The organism is Clostridium sp. BNL1100, from assembly GCF_000244875.1.
Classification (GTDB): domain Bacteria; phylum Bacillota; class Clostridia; order Acetivibrionales; family DSM-1351; genus Ruminiclostridium.
On the sequence record NC_016791.1, the window covers coordinates 1,292,089 to 1,309,725 of the forward strand.

A 17,637-nucleotide genomic window follows, 5' to 3' on the forward strand; every position below is an offset into this window, starting at 1 on the left:
GAGGTGGATTTAATGGGGAAAGGTACTAAAAAGTGGAGTCGTAAAAAAATTATAACACTTGTAATATCACTGGTGGTTGTTTTGGCTGTAGCAGTGGGTATATTCCTTGTAGTAAGACAAAGAGAAGCAAAGAGTACAACAGCATCAGCAAAAAGGACTACCCAAGTAACCAGGGGTAATATCGAGGTAAGTCTTTCGGGATCAGGAACAATTGAGTCTGCCAGTACATCAGATGTAATGTCAAATGTTCAGGGCAAAATAATCAAGTCATATAAAAAAGTAGGGGATACCGTAAAAAAAGGTGATCTGCTTTATGAAATGGATGATACGGACGCAAAACTCCAGATTCAGAAAATTCAGAATTCTATTGAACAGCAACAGTTAAGCGAAAGCAATACATCAAAAAACTATTCTAATATGACCGTTACTGCACCATTTAGCGGTAAGGTAACCGGTGTTTCAGCAGTAAAAGGAGACAATGTAAACAACGGAATGAGTCTTTTTACTATCACAGATACTTCAAAGCTTAAATTATCTGTTCCGTTAAGTACAGCAAATATTCCATATGTAAAAATAGGACAGTCAGTAAAGGTTAATCTGCAGCAATTCACAGATACCATAAGCGGTGTAATTACTGAAATCGGTGACAACACTCATACAGCATCCACAGGGGGAATGGTAAGAGATGTGACAGTTACGGTAAATAATCCGGGAACTTTAACAGATGAATCGATGGCCAGCAGTGTTGATTTCAAGCTCACTAACGGTACAGAGGTAAGCTCAAAAGAAGAAAGCAGATTTTCCTATGCAAGCAGGGAAACGGTGAAAGCGCAGGCACAAGGTACTCTGTCGACAGTAAATGTTAAGGAAAATCAGTTTGTAAAAAAAGGTGACTTACTTGTAAGAATTGAAAATGACCAATTACAATTGACTTCCAAAACTGACAGTCTCAAGATGCAGGATCTCCAAAATCAGCGGGATGCCGCACAAAAGCAGCTGGAAGACTATAAAATCATCTCGTCAATAGACGGTACCGTTACGGCTCTGGCATATAAAACGGGAGACAGTGTAAAATCCGGAGATACTCTCATTAGTATACGTGACTTTAATCAAATGCAGTTCATTATTCCAATTGATGAACTTGATATATCAAAAATAAAAGTTGGTCAGAAGGCAACCGTTACAGTAGACGCACTGCCGGAAACAACAGAACAACCTCTTAATGGAGAAGTCATAGGCAGGGCAATGGAAGGTACTTCATCAAATGGAGTGGCCACCTACGATGTAACCATAAAAGTAAACGAAACCAAGGACCTTCTTGCAGGAATGAATGCTAATGCAAATATTATATTGAATAAGTCGGAAAATGCACTTAGGATTCCCCTTGAAGCGGTAACTAAAATGGGAGACAGGTCCTTTGTGAGAGTAATGTCAAACGGTGAAGAAGGGCAGCCTGATTCTGAAAGCAAGGGCCCTGAGGGTAATCGGAGCGGTGCAGGAGAATTTGACCGTAGCAGTGATAAAAACGGTACGGGCGGCACGGGAAGAGCCAGAATGTCTGCAGGATTTATGCAGAATCAGGAGTATTACAAGGATACTGTCATGAAGCAAATAGAAGTGGGATTGAATAATGATGAATTTGTTGAAATAAAAAGCGGACTTGAAGAAGGAGAAATAGTCGTGCTTCCTCCGTTAGTTACAAACACTGTAAACGGAAATACCAGTACTCAGGGAAGCTTTGGATTAGGAGGTTTCGGAGGTATGGGTGGAATGAACCGGGCAATGGGAGGAAACTTCGGAGGCGGAAACAGCAACAGAAGTACAAACAGAACTTCAGGCAGCAGTAACTCAGGGACAAATAATTCCGGCGGCAATGCACCCGGTAATAATCCCGGAGTAAATAATTCAGGAGGTAATTCCGGCAGTAGACAACCGATGGGAGGAAACTAGACAAAAAACCGGCCTGCAGCAGCAGGCGTTGGAGGGCTAAAAAGTAATGATACAAATATCTAATATGTGTAAAATATATGAGATGGGAGAAAACGCCATATATGCACTCAATAATGTCTCACTGCACATTTATAAACACGAATTTGTTGCTATTGTAGGCCCGTCCGGGTCAGGCAAGTCTACATTGATGAATATGCTGGGCTGTCTGGATGTGCCTACAACCGGAAATTATGTTTTAGACGGGCATGAGGTCAGCAAGCTGAACGACAGTCAGCTTGCTGAAATAAGAAATAAGAAAATAGGCTTTATTTTTCAGGGCTTCAACCTTCTGAAAAAACTTACGGCTATTGAAAATGTGGAACTTCCATTAATCTATCAGGGTATAGGTCACAAGGAAAGACATAGAAGAAGCGTAGAAGCATTAGAACTGGTGGGATTGGGAGATAGAGTTTACCATACGCCAAATGAATTGTCAGGAGGTCAGCAGCAAAGGGTTGCAATAGCACGTGCACTTGTCAGTAATCCGCCCCTGATTCTGGCGGACGAACCTACCGGAAACCTTGATACCAAATCAGGTACCGAAATTATGAAGACCTTACATGAACTTCATAAAAAGGGAAACACAATTGTACTGATAACCCATGATAACAATGTAGCTGCTCAGGCTCAAAGAATTATTAAAATTCAGGATGGCATGATTATCGAGGATAAGGAGGCGGTGTAGATGGGCTTTTTTCAAGCCTATAAAATGGCTTTGAAAAGTATAGCCAGCAATAAGGTCAGATCATTTCTTACAATGCTGGGAGTAATAATAGGTGTGGGCTCCGTTATAACCGCTGTAGCATTTGCCCAGGGAAGTACTAAAAGCATAACGGATTCAATTGAAGGACTGGGCAGCAACCTTATATCAATAAATATTACAGGAAGAAACAGCAACAGAAATATAACCTATGATGAGCTTAAAACTTTTGCAGATCAAAATTCAAAGGATATCAGTATGATAGCTCCGGTTGTAAACGGCAGTATGACGCTTAAGGCAGGGACAAAAAGCAGAAATTCAACGGTTATCGGAACCAGTGAAGAGTATGAATATATAAGGAGCAGACACGTACAGTCGGGACGTTTTATTTTATCTTTTGACAATGATTACAAGCTGAAAACCGCAGTAATAGGAACAGCTGTTGCCAGTGACCTGTTTGAGGGACAGAATCCTGTAGGTCAGACACTGAAAATAAACGGGCAGGTGTTCAAAGTAGTAGGTGTACTTCAGCAGATTGACGGGGGACAGGATTCTTCCAGCGACGACCAGGTAATTATTCCGGTTACAGTTGCACAAAGATTAAGCAAAAACAGCAGAATATCCAACTTTACGGTACAGGCTGCTGATGCTGATTCTGTAGAAACCACCATGGCTAAGCTTAATGTATACTTAACAGGAATTTACGGCAGTACAGATGCATTTACGGTAACTAATCAGGCACAGATGCTGTCCACTCTGAATTCAATAACAGATACACTTATGGTTGTTCTTGGTGGCATAGCAGCTATTTCCCTTATAGTAGGTGGAATCGGAATCATGAACATAATGTTGGTTTCGGTTACAGAAAGAACCAGAGAGATAGGTATTAGAAAAGCAATTGGGGCCAAGCGTAAAAATATAATGATTCAGTTTTTAATAGAGGCAGTTATGATAACAGGCATTGGCGGAGCCTTGGGGATTTTAATCGGGTTATTCTGTATACGGTTTATAATCGGAGGATTTAATATAACCACCCCGGTATATTCACCCTTCTGGATGATGCTTTCCTTTGGGATATCACTGGGAGTCGGTGTTATATTTGGAATGTTTCCCGCATACAAAGCTGCCAGACTTAACCCCATAGAAGCCCTTAGATTTGAATAGAAAAACTTAACAGGAGGTAAAAAAATGTTCAAAAAGATACTTGCATTAACACTTGCTTTTATTATAACTCTATCAACGGTTGTTACATTTGCAGCAACCACACCTTCCCAGACTGTCTGGAAGGATTCTTTCAATGAACTTAAATCATTGGGAGTGGTCACTGATTCGGATTTTAAGACAACGGGAAATATGTCAAGAGCAATATTCTCAAAAATAATTGTAAATGCCTCAGGCAACAATGATATGGCTAAATCACTGGCTGGCTCGTCAACATTTGCCGATGTATCAACAAAATCAGCTTACTGCGGATATATAAACGCATCAATTAAAAAGGGCTACATGTCTGCATTGGCTGATGGAAGCTTCAGACCCAATAATGCACTTACAATGGCACAATTATGTACTGCGGTTATCAGGGCTTTAGGATACACGGATAGTGACATTGTAGGAGGATGGCCCGGGGGATATATAGAGAAAGCAACAAACCTTGGTCTTGCCGAAGGATTTACCTTGAAAAGCGGAGACTCAGTTCCAGTAACAACCGTGATAGTAGTTATTGACAGAATGATGAATACTTACATAAAGAAGGTAAACCCCGGAGATATCGATAAAACCCTTAAAGATTCCGTAGGTCTGGTTGACGACCAAAGTAACCTTATATATGGAAAACCGGAGGTTGCATTTAATTTTAAACCAAGCACTAAAAAACTCGGAAGTATAATTTTTAATACAAGTTTACCTATATTACGAAATACTGTAAACAATTCAGTTACTCCTGCAACAAGTACTATCGGAGAATCCATAACCTTAAACGATATAAAGGACAAGGATGTTGTCTATCCTGTATATAACAAGCTGAATGTACTTATTTATTACCTTGTTGTAGATAACAAAGTTGACGGACAGATTACAAGCATTCTGCCAAGCAAATACACACCCAAATCCATAAAAATAAACAATATAGAATATCAGCTTGGAGACTATGCAAACATAAGCAGTTTCAATTCTTCAAAAGGTGCCTTTAAGGTAGGAGATACTGTATCTTCAGTTCTGGGATATGACGGTAAAGTAGTTGAAGCATATTATACTGACAATTCAGATAACAAGGATTATGCATTTGTTGAAAACACCTCAACAGTGGTATCAAAGGACGCAGCGGACTACGGGAAGATTTATTATACTGTGGATTTAATGCTGATAGACGGTACTACAAAAACTTTCAAGGTAAAAGAGGACCCCGGACAATACAAATGGAAGCTGGTAAAATATTCGGCTGTTACAGAAGATACTATAACTCTGATGAACCTTACTTATATGACTCCAACCGATGTTACGTTAGATAAATACGAAAAGAAGATTAATCAGGGCTATGCTGCGGATAACATAAAAATATTTAACTACACTGATTCTACAGTGAGACTTGTAAACTTAAATGATATTCCAAACGGAATACTCAGGGCCGGAAAGGTACAGTATATAGGAACTACGGGTGCGTTTTCGGATGTAAATGTCATGCTCATAAACGATGTTTTTGATGAACAGTATAAAGACTGTGTAGTTCAGAAAATACAGGTTCCTGACGGAAGGGTAAATTCATACACCTACACTTTACTATCAGGTTCAAATAAGTATACATATACAACTCAGGCTGAAATACCGGGAGCAACTGTTGGAGCAGTCTTTAAAATGAAAATGTATAATACTAGTATAAATTCCTTTGCCCAAATTAAAGATCCTGATGCTCTGGGCTGGTTTGTTCAGGCTGTAGATAGCAAGCGTATTATGATTAATAACTGGGTTTATATGTTCAGCCCCGAAATGACAGTTTATTTAGTAGATTATGCCGGCAATATTTCTGTAAAAAAAGTAGCTGATATTGTCACCGGGACAAATTCATCCTACACGTCTGTGAAGCTTTACTGCGACAGGCCTCTCAATAATGGGGGGAAGGTTCAGACAATGGTTATAAGTATGAAATAGATTCATAAAAAGCTCAATAATAGTATTAAAATCGGAAGATATAACCCTAAGCACTTAGGCTAAGGGTTATATTTTTTTTATTAAGAAAACAAGAAAAAAATTTTCCATGGAAAAATTGTATATATTTGTTGATTTTACTAATAATAATATCAACAATAGCTTGGAGGTGAAAAAATGCATTCTGATTCAGAAACTTCTGAATGGGAGAAATGGAAATCCAGCCTGGGAAAGGTAGTGAATACAGCAGAGGCAGCAGGCATGTCGGAACGGGCAGTTGACAGTATTGCATATAGAGTCGGGAACGTACTTAATGCAGTTGTTGATCCGAACAATGTTCATCAACGGGTTTTGAAAGAACTGTGGAAAGTAGGAGATGATGAAGAAAAAAAGACACTTGCCAATATGATTGTAAAATTGGTAAAAAGCGATTAGTAAGATTATTTTGAATAAAAGCCTTATGATCCTTTACAAAAGGATTATATATAAATTAAAAACATTATATAGGAGGAAACTTTTTATGAAAAAGATTTTTGCATTAGTTATAACATTAGGGTTAGTTTTAAGTATGTCAGCATGTAATAAGGCCACTACACCGGGACCTTCAACAACATCACCGTCACCGACTTTAAAGACACCGACCACTACATCACCTACTACACCTACATCACCTGCTCAAACCTCTCCAACACCGGGAAAAGCATCTCCGTCACCAACAACAACTACTCCTACAAAGTCAGCTCAGGCAGGAAGCTATAAAGATGGAACCTATTCTGCAAAAGGTGACCCATGGGAAAATGGACAGGAAGAAGCAATGGTTACGGTTAAGAACGGAAAAATTTCCGGTGTATCACTGAAAAGATTGACCAAAGATGGTAAGGCTGAAGTTGATTACAGCTTGTTTGACGGCAAGGTTCATAATGGAAAACAGTACCCTAATCTTAAAGAATTTAAAGAGACAATGGCAAAGAATATGGTTGAAAAACAAAGTGCACAGGTTGATACCATTGCAAGTGCGACAACAACAACAAAGAATTGGACTATAGCAGCACAGAGAGCACTTGATAAAGCAAAGAAATAAAACAAAAAAATCCGGGTATATAAACATGTATATATTCCCGGATTTTTTTATGAGATTATTGTATAATTATGCATATTGCGTTTTTATAATAAAAGGAGTTAAAATAAGACCATAAAAACTGGCAGAGTAGATTTTTGTGCGTCAAGTGCCGGAAGGACGGGAAGTTGCCTTTCGGACGAAAAACAATGTATTTTATTGTTTGCGGTACAAATTTCGCATTCCGCTGCCACCAAAAAGGGAATACCTCTTTTGTGTGGCTTCAACAATTTTTAAGGGGCTTTTTATTTTGTCCCTCACATTTAAAGGAGGTATACATAGTGTACGGAAATGTCAAAAAAATGGTTTTGGCAAGTCTTTTTATTGCCATTGAAATTATCACTACAAGATTTTTATCTATTCAGACTCCAATTATCAGAATATCATTGGACTTTATCCCTCTAGCCTTATCGGCAATTATACTTGGCCCTTATACAGCAGGTGTGGCAGCTGCGATAGCAGATATTTTCGGTATGTTGATTTTTTCTAGAGGAGGAGCCTACTTCCCGGGGTTTACATTAAGTGCTTTTGTATCGGGGTTCTTGTACGGATTCATCCTAAATCAAAAGCAGATAACAGTAAAAAGATGCTTTTTTGCAGTTCTCACAGTAATAATTTCAACATCCGTTGTACTCAACACAATCTGGCTGGTGATTATAACAAACAAGGCAGCATTTGCCATATTAAGTGCCAGAGTCGTAAAAGATTTAATAATGCTGCCAATACAAACGTTTTTTATATATTATGTATGGCGTGCAATTGAGTCAACAGTGAAAAATACTTTAATATTAAATAAGACTTTTTAAAAGTTATTACGTATCTATTATAAACGATGTTTAGGAGTTGATGAGGAATTTGAATAAGAAGTTTTTTTCATCTATTGCAATTATATCAGTAGTTAGTATGCTTTTTCTGACAGCCGGTTGCGGTGTAAGGATAAACGGTAAGGACTATACTATATTCGAGGCAAATCATCAAGTTGACAAAAAGGGTGACAACCTTATTACTGAAGAAGCTATCGGAAGTGAGTCAGAAGAGGGTAACAATAAAATTATTGAGGAAATTGGAACCGAGGAAGTTCTCAACATTAACAATAATGCCGGAAACATAACAGTTAAAAAGTCTAACGATACCAAACTTGTTGTGGAAATTGAAAAAAAGTTGAGAGGAGTATCTTCTCAGGAAATAAAAGACGTATTTCGCAGTATGGACGTACTTTTGGAAAGGGATGGAGAAAACTTAAATATTGTATTGAAGACAAAAGACGGTAATGATTTTTGGGATTGGAATAAACACGAATTAAGCCTTTTGAAGTGTAGTGTTAATTTTATTGTATCAGTTCCCGAAGGAGTAAAGGAATTAAATACAGAGACAGGAGCTGGCAATATTGATATCAAAGGCATATCTGCCAAAATATCTGCCAATACCGGAGCCGGAAACATTGACCTTGATAGCGTTTCGGCAACAGGAGAAACAACACTTGAAACGGGTACAGGCAATGTAGATTTTGACGGAGATATAGACAAAGTTACTTCATTCAGTGCCTCAACAGGAGTTGGAAATGTTAGATTGAAAGTACCTGAAAATACAAAGATGTCTCTTAATGCAGAAACCGGTCTCGGACATTTATCGGGTTTCTTTATAGATTCAGATGAAAAAGTCAAAAATAGTTTTAACGGAGACATAAACGGAGGCGGCCCTGAGGTTGAGCTAAGTACAGGTGTTGGAAACACAGAAGTTGATAAAGGATAAATAAAAGCCGTTCATAACATTGAATAAAAGGTATGAACGGCTTTTTTATATATACTACCTTATAGGATTGCCTTTATCGAATGCCATAAAATATCACATAGTTCGCAATTATTACTATCACCTGAATACATTTCAGGTAAAGAAGAATTTTTCCCCATATCAAAGGTTTTGTCATCAAATGCAACTGACAGGGAAAATTCGCAATCTCCGAAATTTTTCCGTTCAAGAATATCAATCATTTGTCCTATATCCAACAGAGGAAGACAATCCTCTTTGTTAAAGGATTCAGGCCTTTGAAGCTCAAAACTGAAATCTTCATCTATGGAGAAATCCTCTGCAAAATCATCATTCAGGCTATCATCAGGATGTTCTGTATCCGTATCTGTATCGCTCTCTGAATTATTTTCAGCCGGTATTGTGAAAAGATTATCAGGCAAAAACTTCATATCGTAGAGAATAATATCATTACGCTTTGTTATGTTGAGTCCTCCGATAACAAATGTAATCTGATTGTATTTTTCCTCAGCGGCATCTACACAAACACTGGCAACTGCAACATCGTATGCCTGGGGAAGCCATAAATCACAGAGATTTTGCTTTTGTTCAACTGTAAGATCCGCAAGGTCTTTATCAGTTATTCTTAGTTTCATATTATTTTCCTCCGACTTCAATTTGCTTAAAAAGTTACGGAAAATTGTACCAATTTTACCCGTAGAATTATTATATTATAAAGTTTGTTTCTTGTCATAAATATTTTATTTTTTTGTCGGTATAATACACCGTACAGCCTTAAAGTTAGTTTATAACACTTGACAGAGAACACAAGTTTGATAAATAATGTTTAGGTGGATGATTATACAAGTATTTTATGGAGGTTTTACAAATGACAAAGGATAATAGAAAGAATGAATATGGGAATGAGAGTATTTCATCGCTCAAAGGAGCTGACAGGGTAAGACTTCGCCCGGGTGTTATATTCGGTTCGGACGGGTTGGACGGCTGTGAACATTCTTTCTTTGAAATTTTGTCAAACTCAATAGACGAGGCCAGAGAAGGCCATGGAAATGTAATAGAAGTTACAAGGTTTGCAGACAAATCAATAATGGTTCAGGACTGGGGAAGAGGTTTGCCTGTAGATTACAACACAAAAGAAGAACGTTTCAATTGGGAGCTGGTTTATTGCGAACTGTACGCAGGAGGAAAGTATCAGAACAACTCAGGCGAAAACTATGAGTACAGTCTTGGATTAAACGGACTTGGAGCATGTGCAACCCAATACAGCTCGGAATATTTTGATGTTACTGTTTTCCGTGACGGATACAGGTACGACCTTCACTTTGAAAAGGGTGAAAATGTCGGAGGCCTGAAAAAAGAGAAATGTAAATGTGACAAAACGTCTACAATTCAAAAATGGAGACCGGATATAGATGTTTTCACTGAAATAGATATCCCTCTGGAACATTATCAGACGGTATTAAAAAAACAGGCAGTAGTCAATGCAGGGCTTAAATTTATTCTAAAGGATGAAGAATCAGGAGAAACCTTTATATACCTTTATGAAAACGGAATAGTTGACTATGTAAAAGAAATAACAAAAGATACAGGTTTTACTGAAATTCAGTATTATGAAGGTTCTGCAAAGGGCAGGGATAGAGAGGACAAACCGGAATACAAGGTAAAGATGCAGTTTGCCTTCTGTTTTAACAATCAAACCAACCTTTTAGAATACTATCACAATTCAAGTTTTCTTGAGTATGGAGGTGCCCCTGACAAGGCTGTGAAAAATGCATTGATATATGAAATTGACAAGTCCATAAAGACAAGGGGAAAGTATAACAAGGATGAGTCAAAAATAACCTTTGCGGACATTGAGGATAGTCTTATACTGGTTGTTAATTCTTTTTCAACAATAACCAGCTATGAGAACCAGACAAAGAAATCTATAACTAACAAGTTTATTCAGGAAGCCATGACTGATTTCCTCAAGCAGCAACTGGAGATTTACTTTATAGAAAATAAGATTGAGAGTGATAAAATTATAGAGCAGATTCTGGTTAACAAAAGGAGCAGGGAAACTGCCGAAAAGACCAGAATCAATATAAAAAAGAAGCTTAGCGGCAATGTAGACATTTCCAACAGAGTAAAGAAATTTGTTGACTGCCGTACAAAGGACATAACCAAAAGAGAAATCTATATAGTTGAGGGAGATTCTGCACTTGGAGCTTGTAAACTGGGCAGAGATGCGGAGTTTCAGGCAATCATGCCTGTAAGGGGAAAAATTCTCAATTGTCTTAAAGCTGAGTATGACAGCATATTCAAAAATGAAATTATTGTAGACCTTCTTAAGGTACTGGGCTGTGGTGTCGAGATAAAATCAAAGCATAACAAGGATTTAAACACCTTCGACCTGGCAAATCTCAGGTGGGACAAGGTAATTATATGCACCGATGCAGATGTGGACGGCTTCCAAATCAGAACTCTTATATTGACTATGCTTTATAGACTTGTCCCTACACTTTTAAGCGAAGGAAAAGTATTTATAGCCGAGTCACCCTTGTTTGAGATAACCTGTAAAAACAAATCCTACTTTGCTTATACGGAAAAGGAAAAGGCTGAAATTCTGACAAAGCTTGAGGGCAACAAATATACAATACAGCGTTCAAAAGGACTTGGAGAAAATGAGCCGGAAATGATGTGGCAGACAACTATGAACCCTGCTTCAAGACGGTTGATAAAGGTAATGCCAAGTGATGTAGAGAAAACTTCTATGATGTTTGACGTACTGTTGGGAGATAACCTGGCAGGCAGAAAGCAGTTTATAGAGGATAATGGCAGCAAATATCTTGATATGATAGATGTCAGCTAACAAAAATACGAAATCACTGCACTTTAAATATATCGGAATAAAGGAAAGAGGCAAAAAATGACTCATAAAAATCTGGTTGAACAAAATATCACAGAAACTCTGGAAAGTAACTATATGCCTTATGCAATGAGCGTTATAGTTTCCAGAGCTATACCTGAAATCGACGGTTTTAAACCTTCCCACAGGAAGCTTCTTTATACCATGTATAAGATGTCCCTTTTGACAGGAGCAAAAACCAAGTCTTCCAACATTGTAGGGCAAACCATGAAACTGAATCCCCATGGAGATATGGCGATTTATGAGACAATGGTAAGAATGACCAGGGGTAATAATGCTTTGCTTCATCCATTTGTAGATTCTAAAGGAAATTTCGGAAAACAATATTCAAGGGATATGAAGTTTGCAGCACCCAGGTATACTGAAGCTAAGCTTGATAAGATATGTGAAGAGATTTTTAAAGATATTGATAAAAACACTGTTGATTTTGTTGACAACTATGATGGAACAATGAAAGAGCCTGTTTTGCTGCCAACTACTTTTCCAAGTATTCTGGTGAATGCAAATCAGGGTATAGCTGTTGGAATGGCCAGCAATATCTGCAGTTTCAATCTTGAAGAAATATGCAAAACAACATCAGCACTTATTGATGATGAAAATATAGTTATCGAAGATTATCTTAAAGCTCCTGATTTCTCATCCGGAGGCCAGCTGATATATTCCGAAAAGGAAATAAGGGATATATATAACAACGGAAGAGGGAGCTTTAAGGTTCGTGCAAAATATAATTACGATAAGGAGAACAATTGTGTTGAGATTGTTGAAATACCTTATACAACAACCGTTGAAGCTATTATCGATCAGATAATCGAGCTGATAAAGGGTGGTAAAATCAGGGAAATAACTGACGTCAGGGATGAAACGGATTTAAGTGGTCTGAAGCTGACCCTTGATCTCAGAAAGAATACTGACCCGGACATACTAATGAAAAAGCTTTTCAAACTTACTCCGCTTCAGGACAGTTTTAACTGCAATTTCAACATTCTTATAAATGGCAGGCCAAGAGTAATGGGTGTCAGGACTATTTTGAATGAATGGCTGTCTTTCAGAGTTGACTGCATAAAACGCCAGATATTATATGATATACAAAAAAAGAGTGATAAGCTTCATTTGTTAATGGGACTCAAAAAGATACTTTTAGACATTGACAAGGCAATTGAAATTATTAGAAAAACTGAACAGGAAGCTATGGTTGTACCGAATTTGATGGCCGGCTTTGAAATAGACCAGATACAGGCTGATTACATAGCAGAAATTAAGCTGAGAAATCTTAACAAGGAATATATACTCAACAGGGTAGGCGAGACGGATAATCTTATAAAGGAAATAGCAGAATTAAAAGATATCCACGGAAACGATAAGAAAGTAAAAAAGATTATTCAAAAGCAGCTAAGCGAAATAGCTAAAAAGTTCGGTAAACCAAGACGTACCGAAATCATAAGCGATGAGCAAGTAGAAGAAATTACCACAGAGCATTTTATAGAAGACTACAACTTAAAGGTATTTCTTACTGAGCAGAACTACCTCAAAAAGATACCATTGGTTTCTTTACGAGCAAATCCGGAACATAAGTTAAAGGACGAAGATACAATAGTTCAGGAGATTGAGACCCATAATAAGGCGGATTTACTCCTGTTCACCAATAAATATAACGTTTATAAATCAAAGATTTATGAAATTCCAGACTGTAAGGCAAGCAGTCTGGGAGAATATCTTACCAACCTCCTTGGTCTGGATAGTGACGAAAAAATAATATATATTACTGCAACGGATAATTACGAGGGTTATATGCTATTCTTCTATGAAAACGGTAAGGGTGCAAAAATTGGTCTGTCAGGATATGCCACCAAGACAAACAGGAAAAAGCTTGCGAATGCTTACTATGATGGTTCACCCCTTATAAGAATGTTCTTTGTAACTGAGGATTTTGAGCTGATTGCAATAAGCAGCATTAATAAGATGCTTGTGTTTAATACAGAAAGTATTAACGTAAAAACAACAAAAAACTCACAGGGAGTACAGATTCTTACTTCAAAAAAGGGCAGTATTATGACAAGCATAAAAAAATTGGATGAAATGGTATTATCTAATATTGATTACTACCGAACAAAAAATATTCCGGCGATAGGGTGTTACATTAAAGAAGAAGATAAGACTGAAAAGCAGATGAGTCTGGATTTAGAATAATATATATTAAAGTATCTGACAAATTGTCAGGTACTTTTTTGTTTTATTACAATGATGTGGAGTTTTATTTAAGAATACATTACATAATTGACATATATAGTAAACTGATGCAATAATGGTAAAACAAGTAATTAATTACAATTTTATCAAAGTTGAAAGGTTGCGATATATGTTACAAAAAATCTCAGAAAAAACAGTAATGGTATTATCCTTAGTGTATCTGTTAATCACATCTGTTTGGAACTTTGTTTATTTAATACAAAATAAAGCGGCAGTCTATATTTTTCCTCTAGAGCTTTTTTGTATAGGTGTTTTTTTAGTTATATACAGATTAAAGGCAGACAAAAGAATTTTTGCAATATTATTGTTTATTATGGCTTTCTGCCTTAAAGGCTTTGTTGCGGTTCGTTATAATGCAATTCCACAATCGGATTTTAAATTAATTTATAATGCAGCAATAAAATTTGCTCAGGGTGATTTTTCTTTTTCAAATACAAAATATTTCAGTCTGTGGTCATATCAAACGGGGATTGTTCTATATTATGGGTTTCTTCTTAAACTTGGTTGTAATATTATAGGTCTTAAAATTTGCAACTGTTTGTTTATAGCGGGTGTTAATGTTCTGATATATTTGATTTCGGAAAAGCTTGTTGGCGATAAGTATACCAGATTCATTTCAGTAATTTACCTTTTTTACCCTGCTACATTTTTCTTATGTTCTGTTTTAACAAACCAACATGTATCCAATTTCTTTATATTACTGGGAATTTACCTGTATGTTTTCAGAAAAACAAACACACTAGGGAATACTGTATTGGCAGCTGTAATGATTGCTATTGGAAATGCCTTTCGTCCCCAGGGAATTGTGGTAGTTGCTGCATTTGTTATTTGGGCGATGATAGAATTATTAAACAAAAATACCGATAAAAAAATTAAGATAAAAACAGCTGCAGGGATTTTAGGTTTTGTGACTGTCTATATGCTTTTAGGAAAAGGTATGTCCATGGCAACACAAATTTCAGGAGTGAATCAGAACGGAATGGACAACAACTTTCCATTATATAAAATAGTAGTGGGATTAAACCCTGATACTACGGGCTGTTATTCTAACGAGGACGCCATAAAACTGATTTCAATTAAAGATAGTACAGCCAGAAATCAAGAGTCTTTGAAAATTATAAAAGAAAGGCTGTCAGATCGTGAAAAAATAAAGGATTTAATGATTCAAAAGCATAAAAAAATGTGGGTAAAAATGGATGATTCAATTGATTGGGGTTTCAAATACATAAATCAAAGCAGCATATCATTGTTGGGAAAACATATTGTATATGAGAACTTTAAAATAAGAATTTTAAAACTGGAAAAGATTTTTTATTGTTTCATATTTTTTATGGCTGCAATAGGTGTTTTTGCAGAAATCAAAAAAAGTCATTATGCAAAAGGGTTTATTCCAATTTTATTAATAACCCTTGCCAATTTCGGAGTATATACCATTATAGAAATTCAGTTCAGGTACCGGGATTTCCAAATGATTTTCATATTCATACTGGCGGCATCAGGAGTCCGGTATCTGGCTTTTCTTTTAAAGAATAGTTTAGAATTATGGCACAATAGAATATACTTGACAACAGTTGATAAAACTATAAAATAAGTATAGCAAAAAATATATATTTTGGAAGGAATACTGAATATGAACAAAAATCCTATTGTTACATTTGAATTGGAAAACGGGAATACTATGAAGGCCGAACTGTATCCTGAAATTGCTCCCAATACCGTTAATAACTTTATTTCTCTTATAAATAAAGGCTTTTATAATGGCGTTATATTTCACAGAGTAATACCCGGCTTTATGATACAGGGAGGAGACCCGGAAGGAACAGGAACGGGCGGCCCTGATTACAGCATTAAGGGAGAATTTTCATCAAACGGATTTAAAAATGACTTAAAGCATGACAAGGGAGTTCTTTCCATGGCAAGAACAATGGTACCCGATTCTGCCGGATCACAGTTCTTTATAATGGTTGAAAAAGCACCTCACCTTGACGGCCAATATGCTGCATTTGGTAAGGTAATAGAGGGAATTGAAGAAGCTGATAGAATAGTAAGCGTAAAGACTGACTACAATGACAAGCCAAAAGAACCACAGGTAATGAAGATTGTTACTGTTGAAACTTTTGGCGTAGAGTACCCGGAACCTGAAAAAGTATAAACTGTTAAATAAAAGAAAGCACCTTGTATCATGTCTTTATTGACTGACACAAAGTGCTTTTTGTTTATATATTAAGAATTACTGATTCTGTTTATAATTGTTCTAGCTGCCAGAACTCCGCTGGCACTGGCTTGTGAGAGACCTCTTGTTACACCGGCACCGTCGCCTATGGCAAACATATTTGGAAGCTTGGTTTCAAGTTCGTTAGTCAGCTGAAGCCTTGAACTGTAGAATTTAACCTCTACACCATAAAGCAGTGTATCATAATTTGCTGTACCCGGGGCAATCTTGTCAAGAGCATAAATCATCTCAATGATATTGTCCAGATGTCTCTTTGTTAATACAAGGCTTAAATCTCCCGGAGTTGCATTTAACGTCGGGTGAGTGAAGCTCTGACCCAGTCTGTGAGGGTTTGTTCTTGCACCCTTGATTAAATCCCCAAACCTTTGTACCAGTACTCCTCCTCCAAGCATATTTGAAAGAGAGGCAATTCTCTTACCGTATTGGTAAGGCTCATTAAACGGCGATGTAAACCTGTTGCTAACCAGAAGTGCAAAGTTTGTATTTTCACTTCTCAGCTTTGGATCAGTATAGCTATGGCCGTTAACTGTTACGATTCCGTCAACATTCTCAGAAACAACATGTCCGTATGGATTCATGCAGAAGGTACGCACTAGGTCACCGTATTGCTTTGTCCTGTAAACAAGCTTGGATTCGTATACGACATCGGTAATGTGTTCAAATACCTTGGCAGGCAGTTCAACTCTTACTCCGATATCAACCTGATTATTAATAAGGTCAAGCTTTAACCTTTTACATTGTTGTGAAAACCACTCAGCGCCGGATCTTCCGGGTGCTGCAATAAGATACTTACAGTTAATGGTTTGTCCGTCATGTAACTCTACAGCATAGCCGCCGTCCTTGCAGGGTTCGATGTTCAGAACCTGTGTATTGCACATAAGTTCCAGACGTTCCAGAAGATAATTGTACAGTCTTTTAAGTATTTCAAGGTTGTTTTCTGTACCAAGGTGCTTTACTGATGCCTGCAAAAGATGAAGGTCATTTTCCAATGCTCTCTTTTCAATAGCCTTCGCTTCATCAGTATATGTGGAGAACATTTCCTTTGTAGCTCCAAATTCAACATTAACATTGTCAACATAATTTATAAGATTCATAACTTCGTCATCAGGCAGATAATCATTAAGCCACCCGCCGAAAGCAGTTGTAAAGTTGAATTTACCGTCGGAATATGCTCCCGCACCACCGAAACCACGCATTATATCGCATGTTTTACAGCGGATACAGTCCTTTGTCCTATTAGCAACAATCGGGCAGGTTCTTTTAGTAATATCATGTCCCTGTTCAATCATTACTACCTTGAGTTGGGGATTTTGTTTTGTCAGTTCATAGCCGGCAAAGATACCGGATATACCACAACCGATTATTACAACGTCGTACATTGAATTGTTCATGTAAACCCTCCATATACAAAATGTCAAATTTTTTAATTTACATAAAAAATGTCTGGTAGCTGGCAGATTGTCTACCCAAATTATACATTATACATTACGTAAAAAGAATAGTAAATGGAAAAATTTAATTATGTAACTTTAGTT

At 37.1% G+C, this 17,637-nt stretch carries 14 protein-coding genes and 1 riboswitch; of the genes, 12 read left to right on the forward strand and 2 right to left on the reverse strand.

Translation table 11 applies throughout. The features are described 5' to 3' along the window. Positions 1–12 precede the first annotated feature (12 nt). The 8 genes from CLO1100_RS05345 to CLO1100_RS05380 all read left to right on the forward strand — a co-directional run bounded on the left by CLO1100_RS05345 (position 13) and on the right by CLO1100_RS05380 (position 8,699). Positions 13–1,950 (forward strand): HlyD family efflux transporter periplasmic adaptor subunit, encoded by a 1,938-nt coding sequence (locus tag CLO1100_RS05345; RefSeq protein WP_014312728.1) that lies wholly within the window; start codon positions 13–15, stop codon positions 1,948–1,950. Between the two features lie 46 nt (positions 1,951–1,996). Beyond that, a complete protein-coding gene (locus CLO1100_RS05350) occupies positions 1,997–2,674 on the forward strand; it encodes an ABC transporter ATP-binding protein (protein WP_014312729.1) in 678 nt (225 codons plus the stop codon). After that, the gene (locus CLO1100_RS05355) at positions 2,675–3,853 is read left to right on the forward strand and encodes an ABC transporter permease (RefSeq protein ID WP_014312730.1); all 1,179 of its coding nucleotides are present in this window, start codon (positions 2,675–2,677) and stop codon (positions 3,851–3,853) included. 24 nt (positions 3,854–3,877) lie between these two features. Further along, positions 3,878–5,833: an S-layer homology domain-containing protein gene (locus tag CLO1100_RS05360; protein WP_014312731.1), complete on the forward strand. Its 1,956-nt coding sequence runs from the start codon at positions 3,878–3,880 to the stop codon at positions 5,831–5,833. Between the two features lie 174 nt (positions 5,834–6,007). Next, positions 6,008–6,265, forward strand: a complete 258-nt coding sequence (locus CLO1100_RS05365) for a DUF3243 domain-containing protein (protein ID WP_014312732.1) — start codon at positions 6,008–6,010, stop codon at positions 6,263–6,265. Positions 6,266–6,350: 85 nt separating this feature from the next. Then, a complete protein-coding gene (locus CLO1100_RS05370; protein ID WP_014312733.1) occupies positions 6,351–6,911 on the forward strand; it encodes an FMN-binding protein in 561 nt (186 codons plus the stop codon). Between the two features lie 120 nt (positions 6,912–7,031). Further along, positions 7,032–7,139: riboswitch (THF riboswitch) on the forward strand. 89 nt (positions 7,140–7,228) lie between these two features. Then, positions 7,229–7,753 carry a folate family ECF transporter S component gene (locus CLO1100_RS05375; protein WP_014312734.1) on the forward strand — a complete coding sequence of 175 codons (525 nt, stop codon included), beginning with the start codon at positions 7,229–7,231 and terminating at the stop codon, positions 7,751–7,753. Between the two features lie 49 nt (positions 7,754–7,802). Continuing rightward, entirely contained in the window at positions 7,803–8,699 is an 897-nt protein-coding gene (locus tag CLO1100_RS05380) for a hypothetical protein (protein WP_014312735.1), read from the forward strand. Between the two features lie 59 nt (positions 8,700–8,758). Here CLO1100_RS05380 and CLO1100_RS05385 read toward each other — a convergent pair whose 3' ends face one another. Continuing rightward, positions 8,759–9,349, reverse strand: a complete 591-nt coding sequence (locus tag CLO1100_RS05385; RefSeq protein ID WP_014312736.1) for a hypothetical protein — start codon at positions 9,347–9,349, stop codon at positions 8,759–8,761. A gap of 233 nt (positions 9,350–9,582) precedes the next feature. Between CLO1100_RS05385 and CLO1100_RS05390 the strand changes: the two genes are divergently transcribed. From CLO1100_RS05390 to CLO1100_RS05405, 4 genes are all read left to right on the forward strand, one after another. Next, on the forward strand, positions 9,583–11,565 hold the full coding sequence (locus CLO1100_RS05390) for a toprim domain-containing protein (RefSeq protein ID WP_014312737.1): 1,983 nt from the start codon (positions 9,583–9,585) through the stop codon (positions 11,563–11,565). 57 nt (positions 11,566–11,622) lie between these two features. After that, the gene (locus CLO1100_RS05395; RefSeq protein ID WP_014312738.1) at positions 11,623–13,809 is read left to right on the forward strand and encodes a DNA topoisomerase (ATP-hydrolyzing) subunit A; all 2,187 of its coding nucleotides are present in this window, start codon (positions 11,623–11,625) and stop codon (positions 13,807–13,809) included. A 169-nt stretch (positions 13,810–13,978) separates the two neighbouring features. Beyond that, positions 13,979–15,460, forward strand: a complete 1,482-nt coding sequence (locus tag CLO1100_RS05400; protein WP_014312739.1) for a membrane protein — start codon at positions 13,979–13,981, stop codon at positions 15,458–15,460. Positions 15,461–15,499: 39 nt separating this feature from the next. After that, positions 15,500–16,021, forward strand: coding sequence for a peptidylprolyl isomerase (locus CLO1100_RS05405; protein ID WP_014312740.1), 522 nt, complete (start codon positions 15,500–15,502; stop codon positions 16,019–16,021). 71 nt (positions 16,022–16,092) lie between these two features. On the opposite strand, the gene CLO1100_RS05410 is transcribed toward CLO1100_RS05405, so the two are convergent. Further along, a complete protein-coding gene (locus CLO1100_RS05410) occupies positions 16,093–17,493 on the reverse strand; it encodes an NAD(P)/FAD-dependent oxidoreductase (RefSeq protein WP_014312741.1) in 1,401 nt (466 codons plus the stop codon). Positions 17,494–17,637: the final 144 nt, after the last annotated feature.

Coding starts and splice junctions, on each gene's coding strand:
- CLO1100_RS05350 (WP_014312729.1), top strand. CDS start 1,997: ATGATACAAATATCTAATATGTGTAAAATATATGAGATGGGAGAAAAC.
- CLO1100_RS05405 (WP_014312740.1), top strand. CDS start 15,500: ATGAACAAAAATCCTATTGTTACATTTGAATTGGAAAACGGGAATACT.
- CLO1100_RS05400 (WP_014312739.1), top strand. CDS start 13,979: ATGTTACAAAAAATCTCAGAAAAAACAGTAATGGTATTATCCTTAGTG.
- CLO1100_RS05360 (WP_014312731.1), top strand. CDS start 3,878: ATGTTCAAAAAGATACTTGCATTAACACTTGCTTTTATTATAACTCTA.
- CLO1100_RS05365 (WP_014312732.1), top strand. CDS start 6,008: ATGCATTCTGATTCAGAAACTTCTGAATGGGAGAAATGGAAATCCAGC.
- CLO1100_RS05355 (WP_014312730.1), top strand. CDS start 2,675: ATGGGCTTTTTTCAAGCCTATAAAATGGCTTTGAAAAGTATAGCCAGC.
- CLO1100_RS05370 (WP_014312733.1), top strand. CDS start 6,351: ATGAAAAAGATTTTTGCATTAGTTATAACATTAGGGTTAGTTTTAAGT.
- CLO1100_RS05390 (WP_014312737.1), top strand. CDS start 9,583: ATGACAAAGGATAATAGAAAGAATGAATATGGGAATGAGAGTATTTCA.
- CLO1100_RS05395 (WP_014312738.1), top strand. CDS start 11,623: ATGACTCATAAAAATCTGGTTGAACAAAATATCACAGAAACTCTGGAA.
- CLO1100_RS05385 (WP_014312736.1), bottom strand. CDS start 9,349: ATGAAACTAAGAATAACTGATAAAGACCTTGCGGATCTTACAGTTGAA.
- CLO1100_RS05410 (WP_014312741.1), bottom strand. CDS start 17,493: ATGAACAATTCAATGTACGACGTTGTAATAATCGGTTGTGGTATATCC.
- CLO1100_RS05345 (WP_014312728.1), top strand. CDS start 13: ATGGGGAAAGGTACTAAAAAGTGGAGTCGTAAAAAAATTATAACACTT.